Below are 17,119 nucleotides of genomic sequence, written 5' to 3'. Positions count from 1 at the left end.
GCCATGCCAACAACCTGAAGGTGAGGGATCATGGATCAAATGGCACTCAAGGCCATAGAAGGCATCGCAGGCGCCGTGCGTGCGCCGTATCAGAGCATCACGGTCAACCGCCTGACACCGATCATCGGTGCCGAGGTCGGCGGTGTCGATCTGTCGCAGCCACTCAGCGCGGAGCAGTTGACGGAAATCCGCCGGGCCTTTCTGGAAAATCACGTGCTGGTGTTTCGCGATCAGCTCCTGACGGTCGAACAGCACAAGGCGTTCGGCCGACTGTTTGGTCCGTTGCGCGCCTTGCCGGTGGACAGCATCGATGGCGATGACCCGGAACTGGTCGTGGTGCGCGCCAACGCCCAATCGCGTTTCGCTGCGGGCGAGCTATGGCATACCGACGGCACCGCTGATCTGGAGCCGTCGATGGGCTCGATGCTGTACGTCAAGGAAACCCCCGCCATCGGCACCGGCGGCGACACGCTGTTTGCCAACATGCACCTGGCCATTGAAATGCTCTCGCCAGCGATGCAGCAGTTTCTCGGCGGGCTGACAGCCATTCACGATGGCGAGATTCCGTGGAAGGGCTATCAGCCACCTCCCGGCCTCCCGAAAAGCGAGCATCCGCTGGTGGTTCGCCACCCTGAAACCGGACGCCGCAGCCTGTTCGTCAATTCCGGGTTCACCTCGCATATCGTGCAACTCTCGCCCGGCGAGAGCCGCACCGTGCTGAGTATGCTGTTCGATCTGATCGCCCGCGAACCTTGCCTCAGTTGTCGCGTGCGCTGGGAACCGAACACGCTGGTGTTCTGGGATAACCGTTGCACCCAGCATCACGCGGTGTGGGATTACTTCCCGCACTCGCGCTATGGCGAGCGGGTGACGATTCTCGGAGGGCGGCCTCAGGCCTGAAGGCACTTGCGGATTGACCGGCGAACACCGTTCAGCTGCTTCATCAGCGCAGTGGCAGGTGGTATATCAGGTCGTCGAACCACTGATCGCCGATCTGATAGGCCTGCGGGACGCGGCGCTCGAAGGTGAAGCCGCATTTCTCCAGGACCTTGCAGGAGGCGATGTTGCCGTCGGTCACGGTCGATTCCAGTGAATCCAGGCCGATGGCAGCGGCGTAGTCGATGATTGCCCGGCGTGACTCGGTGCCGAAGCCCTTGCCTTGATGTTCCGGCAGTAACAGACAGCCCACTTCGGCATGACCCGGCGACAGGATGCGAAAGCCACTGACCCCCAGCTCTGCATCGTTTTGTGTGTCTGTGACCACCAGGCACAGCCAGTGATCGGACGCCGGCGTCCACTCGGGGAGGCGATGATCGAAGCCTTTACGGATCTGCGCCTCTTCGATTTCTCCGAATACGTAGCGCATGGTCTCGGGCTCGGAATGCAGCCTCAAAAACAGTGGCCAGTCGCTGGCGAGCAGGGTTCGCAGATAAAGTCGTTCGGTGTGTAGTTCCAGCATCCGTTGCTCCCGGGACAATCAAAAAAGGCACAGGGTTTTGTACTCGGCCCGCGGTCAATGATCAATAATGCACGCGCATTTCATCGCCATTGCTCACGGTAATCGTGACGCAACCAGGCAGGGTCATATCCTTCGGCAGGTCAGGGACGAGTCAATGGCATTTCGCGTATTGGTCATCGGTGGCTACGGTAACTTCGGCAGCCTCATCTGTAATCATCTGGTGATGATGCCGCACATCGATCTGGTCATTTCCGGTCGTGACCCGCGCAAGCTGGCGGAAAAGGTCGCCGCACTGCAAACGCTGGGGGGCAGGTTCTGCGAGAGCTGGTGCGTGGACATCATGCAGGACGGCGCGGGCACTGAGCTGGGTGAATTGGGCATTGATCTGCTTATTCACACCGCGGGGCCTTTTCAGGGGCAGTCGTATGCCGTGGCCCGGCATTGCATCGAGGCGGGCGTGAATTATTGCGACCTGGCCGATTGCCGGGCGTTTGTCGCCGGTATCGCCACCCTAGATGCCCAGACGCGCGAAGCAGGTGTCAGCGTGTTGAGCGGGTGCAGTTCGGTGCCGACGCTTTCGGCGGCCATCATCGATCAGCATCGGCAGCGTTTTCTACGCATCGATTCCATAGAGCATGGCATCTCCTCGGCAGCAAAAATGCCCGGTCTGTCGACCGTGCGCGGCGTACTGGCCAATGCCGGACGACCGATCAGGCAACTGCGCAACGGCAAGGTCCACGACGTTTACGGCTGGATGGGCCTGACCCTGCGCCGGATGCACGGCATGGGCACGCGGCTGGTGGCCAATGTCGACGTCCCGGACCTGGATGTATTCGCGACACGCTACGCCGCGCAGAACCTGAGCTTCAAGGCCGGTTCCGCGCTCAAGGCCGGCGGCATCGCGACCTGGCTGCTGGCGCTGGCGATTCGCTGCGGGCTGCTGCGCGATCCTGCGCCGTGGGCCGAGCGCCTGTACCGTTGGGGCGCGCGCTTTGAACACTGGGGTGATCGAAAGAGCGCGATGTACATCGATGTCGATGGCCTCGACCTCGGCGGCCAGCCGTTGCACATGCGTGCGCAATTGACTGCACTGAACGACAAGGGGCCGGAGATTCCCGGCAGTGCCGCCGTCGCGCTGAGCAGCAAAATGGCCGGTGGCTATCGTCCACTGCCGGGCGCTCGGGCCTGCGTCGGAGAAATCACCGTGGACGAGTACCTGGCGGCGATCGATGAGCCGGAAAACATCCGGCTGGATGTTCATTTCACGAACCATAACGTCTGACACTGCTGTAGATGTCCGATGGCTCTGTACAGGCTGCTGATGTGGCTTTTTAGTGGCACTTTCTTGCTGTTTTCTACAGCACCAATCATCGGAAAATTCTGCTCATGCAACTTAAATAAATCTTAATCATCGATCCCTGAGCCCGTAATTCATGGGGTGCGAGGTCCTCTCTCTCGACCGGTCCGTTATTCCAGACACATTAACTATCAAGTTAATTCTTTCAGCGCCGACTCACGGGTATTCCGGAAAAATTAAAGGCACACACGTAATGAGCGCAAAATGGTTGGACAATCTGAAAGTCAGCAAGAAGCTCGGGCTGGGCTTTGCCGCTATTTTGCTCGGGGTACTGACCGTTACCGTGATCGGTTACTCCAGCACCAACCTGCTGATCGAGCGCATGGGCAAAAGCAGCAAGGTCGCCGAGATCAAGGCTGACGTTCTGAATGCCCGGATCGCTGCGCAAGCCTATGCGACCGGCCCTACCGCCGCAGGTGTGCAGAATTACGCCAGCGCCCTGGATACCTTGAGCCGCAGTGTCGATCAGGGCCTGCAGGTGTTCGTGATCTCGAGCAACCTGGCCAAGCTGCGCGAGATCAAGGAGCAGGTGGGCGGTCTGAAGCAGACGTTCGACCAGCTGGTCGGCATCAATCAGAAAGTCGATGAAGCGTTGAAACCGATCATCAAGGTGTCCGATGACGTCAGCGCGACCTTCGAGAATCTGCTGAACAAGACCATTGACGACACCTTGCGCGCGCCGAATGAAACCGGCATCAGGCAGGTCAAGATCGCTGGCGACCTGCGTAACGGCATGACCAATTTCCGTCTGGTGTTTCGCCGCTACCTGAGCGTGCCGAATGCCGACAACCGTCAGGCCACCTATAAGGCCGCCGACGCCCTGATTGCGCAAGTGGATGCCGCCCGCAGCCAGTTGCCTGTCGAGGCAAATGCCGCAGTGGATGCTGCGCTGGTCGCCTTGAAACAGTACAAGGTGCTGATGACGTCGATTTCGGACATGCTTCAGCAGACCGAGCAGATCCGTAACGACCTGCAACAGCAATCCGTAGCGACCGCAGCCCGTGCCGATGATCTGGCGGCGCTGCAGGTCATCAGTGCCAAGAAAGAACAACAAACCGCTGTGGTGCAATTGCTCAGCGTAGCGCTGGTCGTGCTGCTGGTCGGCATCTTTGCTGCGTTCCTGATCACGCGTCAGATTACCGTGCCGTTAAACAGCACCGTGATTGCGGCGCGCCGTATTGCCGACGGTGATCTAACCCATGACAGCAGCACCACCCGCCAGGACGAACTGGGCCTGCTGCAGAACACCATGCAACACATGACCGTTTCGCTGCGCGGTCTGATCGGTGGCATCGGCAACGGTGTGACGCAGATCGCCACGGCGGCCGAGCAGTTGTCTGCGGTCAGCGAGCAGACCAGCGCGGGTGTCACCCTGCAGAAAAACGAAGTCGATCAGGTCGCCACCGCCATGAACGAAATGGCCTCCACCGTACAGGAAGTGGCGCGCAACACCGAAGACGCTTCGCAAGCCGCCAAGCAGGCCAGCGAGCGCGCCGCGCACGGTAGCAGTGTGGTGCAGCATGCCACGCGCGAAATCGGTCAATTGGCCGGTGAAGTGCAGCAACTGGGTGAAGCCATGCAGCGCCTGACCGAAGACAGCGGCAAGATCGGCAGCGTGATTGACGTGATCAAGGCGGTGGCCGAGCAGACCAACCTGCTGGCGCTCAACGCAGCCATCGAGGCTGCACGGGCAGGCGAGCAGGGTCGCGGTTTTGCCGTGGTGGCTGACGAAGTCCGCTCGCTGGCTCAGCGTACGCAGAACTCCACAACCGAAATCGAAGCGCTGATCCAGGCGTTGCAAAAAGGTACGGGCGCCGCCTCGGGCCTGATGGACGCCAGCCTGCAGCGCACTGAAGGCACCGTGGTGCTCGCTCGTCAGGCTGAACAGGCGCTGGTGGAAATCAACCAGTCCATTGGCACCATTGAACAGATGAGTCAGCAGATTTCCGCCGCGGCCGAGCAACAGAGCGCGGTGACCGAAGAAATCAACCGCAGCGTACTCAGTGTTCGCGACATTGCCGATCAGTCCGCTTCGGCCACCGAGCAAAGCGCAGCATCGACCGTCGAGCTGGCCCGTCTGGGCAGCGATTTGCAGAGCATGGTCGCGCGTTTCAAGATTTAATCTGCGCCAGGCCTAGTCGGCCTCCTGACCCCATCAGGAGGCCGACTGCCGTTGTTCCGCCCGCACCACCATCCACACGCCGATACCTGACACCGCCATGCCTGACGCCATCTGCCAGGACAGCGGTTCGTCGAACATCGCCCAGGCCCAGAGCATCGTCACCGGTGGGCTGAGGTACAGCACGCTGGCGACGCGGGTGGCTGACGCGCGGCGCAGACACACCCAATACAGTCCGTACCCGCCCAGGGTTGCCAGCCCCACGGTCCATAGCACGCTCAGCGCAAAGCCGGTGCTGGCTACAGGCGCCAGGCTGCCCTGTGTGCCTTGAATGATCGCGAAGGCGACGCTGGAGACAGCGCACTGCAGCCACAGGTTGGGCAGCAGTGCCATGGGTTGCGCGGTACCGGATTGTTTCTGCCACAGCGTCGCGATGGCCAGCGAAAACATACCCAGCAGCGGCAGGCCGTAGGCCCACAACGGTGCTTCACCCACCGCCAGCGCGCTGTAGGTCACCAGCACTACACCGATCAGCCCGACAAAGAGTCCCGCCCAGATTGGCCAGGCCAGCCGTTGTCCGAGCACTACTGCCGCCAGGAGTGCCATGCCCATCGGCAACAAATCGGCAAACAGCGCAGCGAGGCCGGCAGGCACACCCAGCGCAATGCCCTGCGTGACCCCGGCGACGTAGCCGGTCATGGCCAGCAGGCCGATACCTGCGTTTTTCAGCAGCGTGGCAGCCGGGATCGACCTCAGTTGCCTGGCGACAAAAGGCAGCAGGATCAGGGTGACCACCACACAACGCCAGAACACCACCAGCAGCGGCGGCGCGTGGTCAAGGGAAAAGCGTGCGCCGACGAAGCCCGAACTCCAGGTCAGAACCAGCGCAGCTTCCAGCAGGGGCAGAGGAATGGCCTGGTGCCAGGCAGGCCGCGAGACGCTCGGAGCAATCGACAGGTATGGGTTCATGGACACAGGTTACGAAACCGGCGTAGTCTAATAAATCAAAATTAACTGCATGAGTTATTCAGGAATTCTGAATCATGACGGCCATTCTCGACATCGAACTGGTGCGCACCTTTCATGCGGTGGCGCGGATAGGAAAGTTTTCCGCAGCCGCCGAGCAACTTCATAAAAGCCCGGCAGCGGTGAGTGTGCATATCCAGCGCCTTGAGGCCGTGGCAGGCGGGCGCTTGCTCAATCGGGACAACCAGGCAGTGTCGCTGACGGCGCTGGGCAAGCGCCTGCTGTTGTCGACGACAGAGCTGCTGTCCACGCACGACCGGGTGCTGGCGGATCTGCAAGGCACTCATCTGGCCGGACGCATCACGCTGGGGGTTCCGGATGAGTACGCCGTGCATGTCATTCGCGACATCCTGCCAGTGTTCGCGGCCGCGTGGCCCAATGTCGTGCTGGAAATGAAATCCGCACCCAGCTACGCCCTGCGCGAGCAGGTTGCGCGTGGCAAGTTGCAGACAGCAGTGATCGCGCAACCCAAAGGGCAGCTGAGTGCTGATGCGCAGTTTCTGGTATCGACCAAGCCGGTCTGGGTCGGGCCGGCCAGCGTTGCACTGGCATCCGCTGACCCGGTGCCGCTGGCCGTTCACGCAGCGCAATGTCCCTATCGTGAAGCCATGCTGGCCTCACTCAAAGACAATGGCCGCAAAATCCGTGTAGTCCTCGAAAGCCCGTCCAATCAGGCGATCAAGGCCTGTGTGGAAGCGGGCCTGGCGATCAGCCTCATCGATCGGAGCGGGGTCACGCAAGCCATGCAGATTCTCGATGACCTGCCTGAAATACCCGAGCACGAAATCGTCTTCCTGCGCTCGCCGTCGTCACAGGACGACGAGGCGGTGAGCCTGCTGGCGCAGGCCCTGCAGAAGTATTTTCGGGTTTAGCCGGGAACACTGCAGCCGAAGTGTGTTATCGACTGCAGGAACGCTTTCGGCTCAACCGTCCTTGAACAGAAAGCTGTAGGCATTCAGCGCCGGCACGCCGCCCAGGTGGGCGTAGAGCACTTTCGAGCCTTCGGGGAATTCGCCATTGCGCACCATGTCGATCATGCCGTGCATGGATTTGCCTTCGTAGACCGGGTCGGTCAACACGCCTTCCAGGCGGGCGCAGAGGCGGATGGCTTCGAGGGTGCCATCGTTCGGCAGGCCGTATTCCGGGTAGGCGTAGCGGGTGTCGAGCACCACGTCTTCGGCGGTGATTTCGCGGCCCAGCTCCACCAGTTTTGCAGTGTTCTGAGCGATACGCAGGACCTGCGCGCGGGTCTTTTCCGGTTTGGCCGACGCGTCGATACCGATCACACGCTGTGCCCGGCCATCGGCAGCGAAGCCCACCAGCATGCCTGCGTGAGTGCTGCCGGTCACCGAGCAGACCACGATGTAGTCGAATTTGAAGCCCAGCTCTTCTTCCTGCTGGCGCACTTCATCGGCAAAACGCACGAACCCCAGGCCGCCATAAGGGTGTTCCGAGCAGCCCGCTGGAATCGGGAACGGTTTGCCGCCGCCTTCCTCGACGTCGGCCATGGCCTTTTCCCAGCTCGGGCGAATGCCGATATCGAAGCCTGCCGAATCCAGGCGCACATCGGCGCCCATGATGCGCGACATCTCGATATTGCCGACCCGGTCGTACAACGCGTCGGAATAGTTGACCCAATTCTCCTGAACCAGCACGCACTTCATGCCCAGATGCGCCGCTACGGCTGCCACCTGACGGGTCTGGTTGGACTGGATGCCACCGATCGATACCAGTGTGTCGTAGCCGCCGTCGATGGCTTCCGGCACCAGGTATTCCAGTTTGCGGGTCTTGTTGCCGCCGAAAGCCAGACCGCTGTTGCAATCCTCGCGCTTGGCATACAACTCGACCTTGCCGCCCAGGTGCTCACTCAGGCGTTTCAGTGGGGTAATGGGCGAGGGGCCGAAGGTCAGAGGGTAGCGCTTGAACTTGCTCAGGTTCATATCGGGTCTCCGTTGATAAGTTGATCCGGGCATTGAAGGTAGGGCTCGATGTGTTTATCGAGCGGCCCGGCATGGCTCCCATCATAGGAAAACTGCGAATAATCGTGGTTGCAAAGAATTGTCTATCTACAAAATAAGCGTTAGCCTGAATGCAACTAAACAGACTTTTATTGTGTGAATTTCATTATGAAAGCAATAAATGAACGCACTAAAAAGTCCGGTGCTGACATGACGCCGCTGCTGGACAGGATTGACCGCGCCATCCTCAAGACCCTGCAACGTGACGCGTCCATTTCCAATGTGGCACTTGCCGAGAAGGTCAAACTGAGTCCGCCTGCGTGCCTGCGGCGCGTCGAGCGGCTGAAAGAGGCGGGCGTGATCAAGGGCGTGGTGGCGCTGCTCAATGGCGATGTTCTGGACGCGGGCATGGTGGTGCTGATCGGTGTTGTGCTGGACCGCTCGACACCGGATTCATTTGCCCAGTTTGAAGCCGCCGCGCAGAAGGTTTCCGGCTGCATGGAGTTTCATGTCGTCACCGGCGAGTTCGACTACTTCATGTTGCTGCGCACCCGGGACAGTCAGAGCTTCAACCGCCTGCACGCCGAACAGTTACTGTACTTGCCCGGTGTCAGGCAGATTCGTTCGTTCATGGGGCTGCGTCAGGTCGTTTCCACGACACAGTTACCTCTCTGACGGGTTTCGGCGTGGCCTGTTTGCTGCATGCAGCGTCAAACGTTCACGTCTGACCAAGGTCGGAGTTACTGACTGCCACACGATTGACTCTGGCGCATGATTCAATCAGTGCCGTTTCCTTTTTTTACTTGCTCAAGGATTTTCATTTTGGCTGCTGGAAGCTTGCTTACCCTGCTTGACGATATTGCGACGCTGCTCGATGACGTGGCGCTGGCCACGAAGAAGACAGCGGGTGTGCTGGGTGATGATCTGGCGCTCAATGCCCAGCAGGTCACCGGTGTTTCGGCGGATCGCGAGTTGCCGGTTGTCTGGGCCGTGGCCAAGGGGTCGCTGCTCAACAAGGCCATTCTGGTTCCGGCAGCGTTGCTGATCAGTGCTTTCGCACCCTGGGCGATTCTGCCGTTGCTGATGATCGGCGGTGCGTTTCTGTGCTTCGAGGGCTTCGAGAAAATCGCCCATAAATGGCTGCATCCCGAAACCGGCGAAGAGCATGAGCAGCGCAAGCAGGCGTCGACGGATGCGTCCGTGGACATGGTGGCGTTCGAAAAGGAGCGCGTAAAAGGCGCGATTCGTACGGACTTCATTCTTTCTGCGGAAATCATCGTGCTCGCACTGGGTGTGGTCTCGGCCAGACCCTTCATGGATCAGGTCGGTGTGCTGGTCATCGTTGCAGTGCTGATCACCGTCGGTGTCTACGGGCTGGTGGCCGGTATCGTCAAACTCGATGACCTGGGCCTGTACCTGAAGAAAAGCGCAGCTTCGGCGTCACAAAAGATCGGTGCCGGCCTGTTGTGGCTGGCACCGGTGTTGATGAAAGTGCTGTCGATCGTCGGTACGGCTGCGATGTTCATGGTCGGCGGCGGGATTCTGGTCCACGGCCTGCCGTTCGCTCATCATTGGGTCGAAGGCGTGACCGAAGCGGCAGCGGGGGCGGTAGGCGGTCTGTCGATGATCGTCCCGACCCTGATCGATGCGCTCGCCGGGATCATTGCCGGTGCCGTGCTAGTGTTGGTCGTGACGCTGATTGGCAAGGTCTGGAAAGCTGCGAAGGAGTGATGAGGCGGTCATCCACACTTCTGATCCAAGGCCGTGAAGGCGAGCCGGGCGACGCTTCGCTTGCTCGCGAAGGGGTTGGTACAGCCAACCAAGGGTGGCTGAAACACCGCCTTCGCGAGCAAGCTCGCTCCCACAGAATTCCGGAGTGAGCGTCATCACCGTCAAACAACGTGCTTAGAAGAACACCTTGACCAGCAAACTCGCGGTGTTCTGATCGGTGTCGAAGGAGCTGGTGTCCTTGATGCCGTATTTGTTGGTCCAGTAGTCGTATTCGATACCCACGTACAGCTGCCGCTCCGGGTAATTCAATGCCTTGCCCAGGTCATACTTGATCTGCGGGTTGAAGTGCAGGTTGGAGTGGTAAGTGCCACGCGAGGTCTTGTCGTTGTCGACCACCCAGTCCATGAAACCGTCGATCAGCACATCCGATTTGCCCACCGGAATGGTGTAGGACCACACCGGAGTGATCTGCCACACGCCGTCGCCCGGGCGATTGCCTTCGGTCTGGCGCTGGTAGAAGTTGAGCTGGAAGTAGTCGAAACCCGGAATCTTCAAGTCGAACGCCGGACCGATCAGGTACGACTCGTTATCGCCCTCACCGAACTCGTAAGTTGCGGCAATCAACACATCGCTGATCGGCCCGAACTCGAACTTCTGGCCGAAGATCTTGCCCAGCGACAGGCGTGGCGAGAACTCGCCGTAATAGGTGTTATCGCCAGCGGTGGCGTCTTTCTTGCCGTTGTAGAAGATCTTGTCGACGAAGAAGAAGTTGTCGCCGTACTTCCAGCTGTCCGCGTGCTCAAAGGTAAAGGTCTGCTGATTTTCCGGGTTGACAGCAAAGTCTCGTCCATTGAGATAGGTCAGGCTATTACTCTGCCACTGGAAAATATCCCCTGCCATGGCGGGTGCAGCAGCCAGCAGACTGCTGGCCAGTAATGCACTGGAAATCGTACGGTTCATGCGATGAGCCCCTTGATGTAGATCGTGATTTTTTCGGACTGGCGTTCTATGCATGACGCCTTGTCGGTGGTTGCAATAATTTGTCTGTCTGGTCAGCTTTGTGTTGTTAGCAAGAGCTGCGCCAATCAGTTAAAAAAAGTTTAAGTAACCCTTCAAATCGATATCCAAGTGTCGATTTCAGGTCATTTTTTCGGATGGGCAGCGTTCTGAGTGCCGTTCAGCCAGCGGGCCGCCTGGTCAGGTTCAGCTATCGGCAGAGAGAGGGCCGGGTTGGCAGCGGCGGCGGAGGATACTGACTCGCGTCGCCGTGCTCAAGTGCTCCAGAGCAGGGCGTCCGGAGCGAAAACAGGGCAATGCCCGTTGCCTCAGTTGATGTGTGCGCCCTGATCGATCCAGGCGCCTACCAGATCACGTTCCTGCTGGGTCATCTGGGTGATATTGCCCAGCGGCATGATCGGCGCGGTGATTGCCTGCGCCTTGATGCGCGGCGCCTGTTGCTGGATCTGTTCAGGCGTATCGAACATCACACCGGCCGGAGCGACGCTGAACAACTGGCTGGTAGGCGTGGCCGAGTGACAGACCGAACAACGTTGCCGGATGACGTCGTGCACCTTGTTGAAGTCTGCACCTGCCACCTTGGCAGGCTCGGGCGGAGCAGGCGCTGCCTGGGCAGGCGCAGCGGCGGGTTGCGCAGGTTGCTCATCAGCCCGATGACCGCCGACCGCCGTACCGGGCAGTGGCTGATAGACGATCTTGGCTGGCGGTTGCGCAGGGCCGGTGACATACGCCAGGCACAGCATGCCCAGCGCCGCGACCGGCAGGGTCCAGGCGAATCGATGGCTGTCGTGTCGTGTATTGAAGTAATGGCGCACCAGCACGGCCAGCAGCGCGATGCCGGCGAGAATCAGCCAGTTGTACTCACTGCCGTAGGTGCTTGGAAAGTGATTGCTGATCATGATGAACAGCACGGGCAGGGTGAAGTAGTTGTTGTGTCGTGAACGCAACAGGCCTTTTGCCGGCAGGCTTGGGTCCGGCGTACGGTTCTCGGCAATGGCGGCCACCAGCGCGCGCTGGGCCGGCATGATGATGCGGAACACGTTGCCGACCATGATGGTGCCCATGATCGCGCCCACATGCAGGTAGGCACCGCGACCGCTGAACACTTTGCTGAACCCGTACGCAGCCGCCACCAGCAGCACGAACAGGACCACGCCCAACAGGGCAGGGCGCTTGCCCAGTGGCGAGTCACACAGAAAGCTGTAGATGAACCAGCCGACGAACAACGAACCCAGGCCGATGTGCACACCCTCGGCGCCACTCAGGCTGCTGCCCGGGGCCAGCAGGTACAGCGTCGGGTTGGCGTAGAACACCACGCACAACAGCGCGACCCCTGATAGCCAGGTCGAATAGGCTTCCCATTTGAACCAGTGCAGATTCTCCGGCATGGTCGGTGGTGCGAGCTTGTACTTCTCCAGATGGTAGATGCCGCCACCGTGGATTGCCCACAGATCACCCGACAGGCCTTCACGCGGGTTGCTGCGGTTGAGGTTGTTCTCCAGCCAGACGAAGTAGAACGATGCGCCGATCCAGGCGACGCCGACAATCATGTGAATCCAGCGCACGCCCAGATTCAGCCATTCCATCATATGTGCCAGCACGATGTTTACCCTTCCAGTGGGTGGGGATCGAGAACCAGCAACTGGCTCTCGGCAAAGTAATGCTCGTCGCAGTTGTTGCCTTCGCCACTGCGATCAACCACCAGGAAGTCATCCCGCTTTTCGATCGTCAGCACCGGATGGTGCCAGACGCCGCGATGGTAATTGACACCCTGCCTGCCGTTCGACACGAAGGCGCGGGTCAGCTCTGATTCAGGCACATCGCCAACCGGCGCAACCACGATCAGAAAGGGGTTGCCGAGCAGCGGCACGAACGCCTGACTGCCCAGCGGATGACGCTCCAGCATGCCGATGGTCAACGGCATCGGCAGCGCTTCGGCGCGGAAAATGCTGATGATCGCCTTGTCTTCCGGCTGCGCGGTCTGCACGTCAGCCAGACGATGAAAGCGCATGGTCGAGCCGTTGTTGATCATGAAGTGATCGCTGCCGTCGGTTTCGATCACATCACCGAAAGGCGCAAAGGCTTCCTTGGTCAGTGGCTCGATTATCAGTTTGCGCATGCGGGTTCTTCTTCAATGGTTTTCAGGGCGCTCCAGGACTTATGTATATGATGAGCGCCGAACGTAGGAACGAGAGTTTATGCGTTGTTACCTGGCCACCTTGCCCAGCACTCGCAGGCGGCTCACGCCACCGTCCGGGAATACGTTCAGGCGGATGTGGGTGATCGGGCCGATCGCCTTGATCTGCTCGGCGAACTCGTGTTCGGCGTGCATGGTCAGCTTCTGGCTGGGCAGCAACTCGCGCCAGAACAGGCTCTGGGTTTCGATCTGGCTGTCGGTGCCACCCTTGACCAGGGCGCCCTGGATCGAGCAACTGTCCGGGTAGTTACCTTTGAAGTGCAGGGTATCGACGATGACTTTTTCGACTTCGCCCTTGTGCCCGAGCGCCACGATCACCCAGTCGTTGCCGGGCGTGCGGCGCCGCGCGGTTTCCCAGCCGTCGCCCATGTTCACGCCGCGACCAGGGTTGAGGATGTTGCTCATGCTGCCGTAGTGTTCATCGGAGCAGGCAATCGATCGGCCGCCATTGAGTGCTGCAACCAGATCGATCTGCTCGTCCGCGCTGACTTTCGACCAGTCGCGATGCGGCACGCCGTACACGCGCAGACGCGCGACACCGCCGTCCGGGTAGATGTTGAAGCGCAGGTGGCTGAACGCCTGATCGTTGTTGATCTCGTGGTAATGATGGCTGTTGCCTTGCAGCTCCACAGACGGCAGCACTTCGGTCCAGGCGGTGTTTTCATCGGGCTCGCCCGACGCCAGGAAGCACGCTTCCAGCGATGCGGAAGGCGGGAAGTTACCGGTGAAAAACGAGGTGTCGATGTCCACACCCTTGATGGTTCCCGCCACACCGAGGCGAATCACCGCGCTGTCGTACCCTTCGAAACGCTTGCGGCGTGACTCCCAGCCGTCCATCCACTTGCCGTTGTCGTCGAACACGCCTTCTTTCCAGACGGCCGGGGTCGGCTGGAACAGCCGGTTGGCGTCGGCGAACCAGTCATCGGTGACCGAAAGGATCTTGGTGCCCAGACGCGCGTCGGCCAGGTTCACGAACTTCTCGAACGGTGCGGCGTAAACTTTCATGCTCTTTGTCTGCCTTCTGAATACGGTTATGACTGCGACGCTCAAAGCGCCTGTAGACGAAACAGTGCGATCTTGTTGATCTCGGCCAGGGCGCAAGCGAACTCGGCCTCGGGCGAGTGGTGAATGCGTTGCTCGAACGCCGCCAGAATCTTATGCCTGTCGCTGCCCTTGACCGCCATGATGAACGGAAAGCCGAAGCGGGCCTTGTAAGCCTCGTTCAACTCGGTAAAGCGCTGAAACTCTTCAGGCGTGCAGTGGTGGATACCGGCGCCGGCCTGTTCATCGGTACTGGCCTGAGTCAGCTCGCCCCGAACGGCAGCCTTGCCCGCCAGGTCCGGGTGGGCATTGATCAGTGCCAGTTGTTGCTCGTGTGTGGCACCCAGCAGGATCTCGCTCATGCGAGCGTGCAGGGTCTCGACCTGATCGAGTTGCGCGCCTGTGCTTTGGTCGAACGCTTGCTGCGCGACCCACGGTGAGTGTTCGTAGATATCGGCGAAGGTCGCGATGAACGCATCCCGGCCCAGGCTTGAAGGTGTCAGTGTCTTGAACGTGCTCATTGCTCGGCCTTGCCGGTAAATGGATGCTCAGTGTGCCAGTGCCGGGCGATATCGACACGACGTGCAAACCACACCTGCTCATGGCCTTTGGCGTACTCGATGAAGCGCTTGAGTGCGGCGAGGCGGGCGGGGCGGCCGATCAGGCGGCAATGCAGGCCGATGGAAAGCATCTTCGGCGCGTCTTCGCCTTCGGCATACAGCATGTCGAACGCATCCTTGAGGTACTGAAAGAACTGCTCGCCGTTGTTGAAGCCCTGCACCTGGGTGAAACGCATGTCGTTGGTGTCCAGGGTGTACGGAATCACCAGATGCGGCTTGCCGGTCGGGTTGTTCGGCTCCCAGTACGGCAGGTCGTCGTCGTAGGTGTCGCAATCATAAAGAAAACCGCCTTCCTCCATGACCAGGCGCCGGGTGTTGGGGCCGGTGCGCCCGGTGTACCAGCCCAGCGGCCGTTCGCCGCTGATTTCGGTGAGGATCTGGATCGCCTGGCGCATGTGCTCACGCTCTTGGGCTTCGTCCATGTTCTGGTAGTCGATCCAGCGATAGCCGTGGCTGCAGATTTCATGACCTTCGGCGACCATGGCGCGGATCACCTCCGGGTGACGCTGCGCGGCCATGGCGACGGCGAAAATGGTCAGGGGGATATCGAACTGCCTGAACAGCTTGAGAATGCGCCACACACCGGCGCGGCTGCCGTACTCGTACAGCGACTCCATGCTCATGTTGCGCTGGCCCTGGAGTGGCTGCGCGGCAACCATCTCGGACAGAAAGGCTTCTGATTCCTTGTCGCCATGCAGAATATTGCGCTCGCCACCTTCCTCGTAATTCAGCACGAAAGACAAGGCAATGCGCGCATTACCCGGCCAGCGTGGGTGAGGCGGGTTGTTGCCGTAACCGATCAGGTCGCGTGGGTAGTCAGCGCTCACTGCAAGCTTCCTTCTTGTCCATGGGGTGCGTTGGATGCGTTAAGCCAGGTGCAATGCCAGGAGCGGTCAAGGCACTGCTGGATCAGGATTGTATACAATTTTATTTTCAGCTTGTAACCCTGTACGTTTCTGCACCGAAGCGTCTCGGCAAGAGTAAAACAAGCAAGAAACCTGCCTGACTGGTCAGCTAATCATAAAAAACCTGATATTTTTCCTCTGCTTCCTCAAGGTTCGGCCCATCCCGTGCCCAGCCACCCTCTTGAATACGGGCTGTCGGTCGATCAGGAATTTATTGTGTACAGGTTTTCCCGAAAGTGTCTTAATCGGTCGCAATCGCACGATGTAGAGCACTTCATTGGTGCACTGCGTCACCATGGCCGGATGTGAGGAGTGAAGTTTTGGGAAAATTGACCACACACGTACTGGACGCCGCTCACGGCTGCCCGGGCAGCGCCATCCGCATCGAGTTGTACCGGGTCGAAGACCAGCAGTTGCTGCACATTGTCAGTGCGCTCACCAACAGCGATGGGCGCTGCGATGCGCCGCTGTTGCAGGGTGAGGCTTATCAATCCGGCGTCTATCAATTGCACTTCAAGGCTGGCGATTATTACCGCGCGCGGGGCGTGGTCCTGAATGAGCCCGCCTTTCTCGATGAGGTGGTGCTGCGCTTCGGCATTGATGCAGGTCAGGAACACTTTCATGTGCCGCTGTTAATCTCGCCCTACAGCTACTCGACGTACAGGGGCAGCTGAATACCTCTTGCCCGCCCCACACTGCGGGCTTTTTTTTGCGCGTATCTGCGCTTTTGCCCTGTGTACAATGCGCCAGTCCCGACGCCGCCATCCACCTGCGCACGAGTGCCCATGAACGACCAGTCCCTGCCTCTCAAGAAACAGCCGCGCAGCCTTGGCTCAAGCCGTAACGTCACGCAGGACGATGTCGTTTACGAACATGTTTTCGATGCCATTCTGGAACAGCGGCTGGCGCCGGGCACCAAACTGAGTGAAGAGGCGCTGGGCGAGATTTTCGGTGTCAGCCGCACCATCATTCGTCGCGCCCTGTCGCGGTTGGGCCATGAGGGCGTCGTGCTGTTGCGCCCCAATCGTGGCGCGGTGGTCGCCAGCCCCAGCGTCGAAGAGGCGCGTCAGGTGTTTTTCGCGCGGCGCATGGTCGAGAAAGCAATCACTGAACTGGCGGTCGAGCACGCCACTGCCGAACAACTGGCCGAGCTGCGCCAGATGGTCAGCGACGAGCGCGACAGCTTTGCTCGCGGTGATCGGGGCGCCGGTATTCGTCTGTCCGGCGAGTTTCACCTCCAGTTGGCCGTGGCCGCGAGGAACGCGCCGCTGATCAGCTTCCAGCGCAGCCTGGTGTCGCAGACCTCACTGATCATTGCCCAGTACGAAACCGGCAATCGCACGCATTGTTCCTACGATGAGCACAACCAGCTGATCGACGCCATCGAAGCCCGCAATGCAGCGCTGGCCGTCGAACTGATGAAGCATCACATGGACCACATCGACAGCAAGCTCAACCTTGACGAAGACAGCGCCTCGGATGATTTGCATGCGGTGTTCTCGCACGTCATGGGCCGGAAAAAGCCGGTGCGTTGAGGGTGTCTGGATAATTCAATCTCTTGACGACGCAGAGCGTCGTGAACTGCATTCCCACGCTGGATGGTGTGACCCCCGAAGGTTGGACAATTATCCACCTACGCTGCCTTGGCGGCCTGCATTCTGTATTCCACAGGACTCAGGCCGTTAAGCT

The 17,119-nt window shown here is 59.8% G+C and carries 17 protein-coding genes and 1 pseudogene; 9 read left to right on the top strand and 9 right to left on the bottom strand.

Going from position 1 to position 17,119, the window contains the following annotated elements; all coding sequences use genetic code 11:
- The first annotated feature begins 30 nt into the window (after positions 1–30).
- Entirely contained in the window at positions 31–900 is an 870-nt protein-coding gene (locus tag KBY08_RS00085; RefSeq protein ID WP_003404383.1) for a TauD/TfdA dioxygenase family protein, read from the top strand.
- 43 nt (positions 901–943) lie between these two features.
- Here the strand turns inward: KBY08_RS00085 and KBY08_RS00080 are convergent, their stop codons facing one another.
- Positions 944–1,459, bottom strand: coding sequence for a GNAT family N-acetyltransferase (locus tag KBY08_RS00080; RefSeq protein ID WP_003404381.1), 516 nt, complete (start codon positions 1,457–1,459; stop codon positions 944–946).
- A 154-nt stretch (positions 1,460–1,613) separates the two neighbouring features.
- On the opposite strand from KBY08_RS00080, the gene KBY08_RS00075 reads away from it, so the two are divergent.
- The 3 genes and pseudogenes from KBY08_RS00075 to KBY08_RS26615 all read left to right on the top strand — a co-directional run bounded on the left by KBY08_RS00075 (position 1,614) and on the right by KBY08_RS26615 (position 4,938).
- Positions 1,614–2,741 carry a saccharopine dehydrogenase NADP-binding domain-containing protein gene (locus tag KBY08_RS00075; RefSeq protein WP_111522426.1) on the top strand — a complete coding sequence of 376 codons (1,128 nt, stop codon included), beginning with the start codon at positions 1,614–1,616 and terminating at the stop codon, positions 2,739–2,741.
- 151 nt (positions 2,742–2,892) lie between these two features.
- Positions 2,893–4,032, top strand: a pseudogene (locus KBY08_RS26620) (methyl-accepting chemotaxis protein); the annotation flags it as partial.
- Between the two features lie 33 nt (positions 4,033–4,065).
- Positions 4,066–4,938 (top strand): methyl-accepting chemotaxis protein, encoded by an 873-nt coding sequence (locus KBY08_RS26615; protein ID WP_370661170.1) that lies wholly within the window; start codon positions 4,066–4,068, stop codon positions 4,936–4,938.
- A gap of 33 nt (positions 4,939–4,971) precedes the next feature.
- On the opposite strand, the gene KBY08_RS00065 is transcribed toward KBY08_RS26615, so the two are convergent.
- Entirely contained in the window at positions 4,972–5,904 is a 933-nt protein-coding gene (locus tag KBY08_RS00065; RefSeq protein ID WP_024660989.1) for a DMT family transporter, read from the bottom strand.
- A 74-nt stretch (positions 5,905–5,978) separates the two neighbouring features.
- On the opposite strand from KBY08_RS00065, the gene KBY08_RS00060 reads away from it, so the two are divergent.
- Complete coding sequence (locus KBY08_RS00060) at positions 5,979–6,833, top strand: LysR family transcriptional regulator (RefSeq protein WP_111522423.1); 855 nt, start codon at positions 5,979–5,981, stop codon at positions 6,831–6,833.
- A gap of 51 nt (positions 6,834–6,884) precedes the next feature.
- Here KBY08_RS00060 and KBY08_RS00055 read toward each other — a convergent pair whose 3' ends face one another.
- Positions 6,885–7,901, bottom strand: coding sequence for a 1-aminocyclopropane-1-carboxylate deaminase (locus tag KBY08_RS00055; protein WP_003415810.1), 1,017 nt, complete (start codon positions 7,899–7,901; stop codon positions 6,885–6,887).
- 186 nt (positions 7,902–8,087) lie between these two features.
- On the opposite strand from KBY08_RS00055, the gene KBY08_RS00050 reads away from it, so the two are divergent.
- The gene (locus KBY08_RS00050; RefSeq protein WP_024660991.1) at positions 8,088–8,594 is read left to right on the top strand and encodes an Lrp/AsnC family transcriptional regulator; all 507 of its coding nucleotides are present in this window, start codon (positions 8,088–8,090) and stop codon (positions 8,592–8,594) included.
- Positions 8,595–8,741: 147 nt separating this feature from the next.
- Entirely contained in the window at positions 8,742–9,650 is a 909-nt protein-coding gene (locus KBY08_RS00045; RefSeq protein WP_024660992.1) for a DUF808 domain-containing protein, read from the top strand.
- A 174-nt stretch (positions 9,651–9,824) separates the two neighbouring features.
- Here the strand turns inward: KBY08_RS00045 and KBY08_RS00040 are convergent, their stop codons facing one another.
- The 6 genes from KBY08_RS00040 to puuE form a co-directional block, all read right to left on the bottom strand.
- Positions 9,825–10,610, bottom strand: a complete 786-nt coding sequence (locus KBY08_RS00040; protein ID WP_003423373.1) for an outer membrane protein OmpK — start codon at positions 10,608–10,610, stop codon at positions 9,825–9,827.
- A 365-nt stretch (positions 10,611–10,975) separates the two neighbouring features.
- Positions 10,976–12,268, bottom strand: coding sequence for a urate hydroxylase PuuD (locus tag KBY08_RS00035; protein WP_024660121.1), 1,293 nt, complete (start codon positions 12,266–12,268; stop codon positions 10,976–10,978).
- 5 nt (positions 12,269–12,273) lie between these two features.
- Complete coding sequence (locus KBY08_RS00030; RefSeq protein WP_003371439.1) at positions 12,274–12,786, bottom strand: ureidoglycolate lyase; 513 nt, start codon at positions 12,784–12,786, stop codon at positions 12,274–12,276.
- Positions 12,787–12,873: 87 nt separating this feature from the next.
- On the bottom strand, positions 12,874–13,869 hold the full coding sequence (gene alc, locus KBY08_RS00025; RefSeq protein WP_024660120.1) for an allantoicase: 996 nt from the start codon (positions 13,867–13,869) through the stop codon (positions 12,874–12,876).
- Between the two features lie 41 nt (positions 13,870–13,910).
- Positions 13,911–14,426, bottom strand: a complete 516-nt coding sequence (gene uraD, locus KBY08_RS00020) for a 2-oxo-4-hydroxy-4-carboxy-5-ureidoimidazoline decarboxylase (RefSeq protein ID WP_003404361.1) — start codon at positions 14,424–14,426, stop codon at positions 13,911–13,913.
- Entirely contained in the window at positions 14,423–15,352 is a 930-nt protein-coding gene (gene puuE / locus KBY08_RS00015; protein WP_003404359.1) for an allantoinase PuuE, read from the bottom strand. The genes uraD and puuE overlap by 4 nt, the downstream gene beginning before the upstream one ends.
- 398 nt (positions 15,353–15,750) lie before the next feature.
- Here puuE and uraH point away from each other — a divergent pair, with 398 nt between their 5' ends.
- Positions 15,751–16,104: a hydroxyisourate hydrolase gene (gene uraH / locus KBY08_RS00010; RefSeq protein ID WP_003415819.1), complete on the top strand. Its 354-nt coding sequence runs from the start codon at positions 15,751–15,753 to the stop codon at positions 16,102–16,104.
- Positions 16,105–16,215: 111 nt separating this feature from the next.
- Positions 16,216–16,965 carry a GntR family transcriptional regulator gene (locus KBY08_RS00005; RefSeq protein ID WP_103378869.1) on the top strand — a complete coding sequence of 250 codons (750 nt, stop codon included), beginning with the start codon at positions 16,216–16,218 and terminating at the stop codon, positions 16,963–16,965.
- Positions 16,966–17,119 lie beyond the last annotated feature (154 nt).

It is taken from the genome of Pseudomonas sp. P135, from assembly GCF_020312125.1.
Lineage (GTDB): Bacteria > Pseudomonadota > Gammaproteobacteria > Pseudomonadales > Pseudomonadaceae > Aquipseudomonas > Aquipseudomonas fragariae.
This window is presented reverse-complemented; position numbering and strand designations above follow the sequence as displayed.

Coding starts and splice junctions, on each gene's coding strand:
- KBY08_RS00005 (WP_103378869.1), top strand. CDS start 16,216: ATGAACGACCAGTCCCTGCCTCTCAAGAAACAGCCGCGCAGCCTTGGC.
- KBY08_RS00055 (WP_003415810.1), bottom strand. CDS start 7,901: ATGAACCTGAGCAAGTTCAAGCGCTACCCTCTGACCTTCGGCCCCTCG.
- KBY08_RS00050 (WP_024660991.1), top strand. CDS start 8,088: ATGAAAGCAATAAATGAACGCACTAAAAAGTCCGGTGCTGACATGACG.
- KBY08_RS26615 (WP_370661170.1), top strand. CDS start 4,066: ATGCAACACATGACCGTTTCGCTGCGCGGTCTGATCGGTGGCATCGGC.
- KBY08_RS00040 (WP_003423373.1), bottom strand. CDS start 10,610: ATGAACCGTACGATTTCCAGTGCATTACTGGCCAGCAGTCTGCTGGCT.
- KBY08_RS00065 (WP_024660989.1), bottom strand. CDS start 5,904: ATGAACCCATACCTGTCGATTGCTCCGAGCGTCTCGCGGCCTGCCTGG.
- KBY08_RS00060 (WP_111522423.1), top strand. CDS start 5,979: ATGACGGCCATTCTCGACATCGAACTGGTGCGCACCTTTCATGCGGTG.
- alc (WP_024660120.1), bottom strand. CDS start 13,869: ATGAAAGTTTACGCCGCACCGTTCGAGAAGTTCGTGAACCTGGCCGAC.
- KBY08_RS00075 (WP_111522426.1), top strand. CDS start 1,614: ATGGCATTTCGCGTATTGGTCATCGGTGGCTACGGTAACTTCGGCAGC.
- KBY08_RS00080 (WP_003404381.1), bottom strand. CDS start 1,459: ATGCTGGAACTACACACCGAACGACTTTATCTGCGAACCCTGCTCGCC.
- uraD (WP_003404361.1), bottom strand. CDS start 14,426: ATGAGCACGTTCAAGACACTGACACCTTCAAGCCTGGGCCGGGATGCG.
- KBY08_RS00085 (WP_003404383.1), top strand. CDS start 31: ATGGATCAAATGGCACTCAAGGCCATAGAAGGCATCGCAGGCGCCGTG.
- KBY08_RS00030 (WP_003371439.1), bottom strand. CDS start 12,786: ATGCGCAAACTGATAATCGAGCCACTGACCAAGGAAGCCTTTGCGCCT.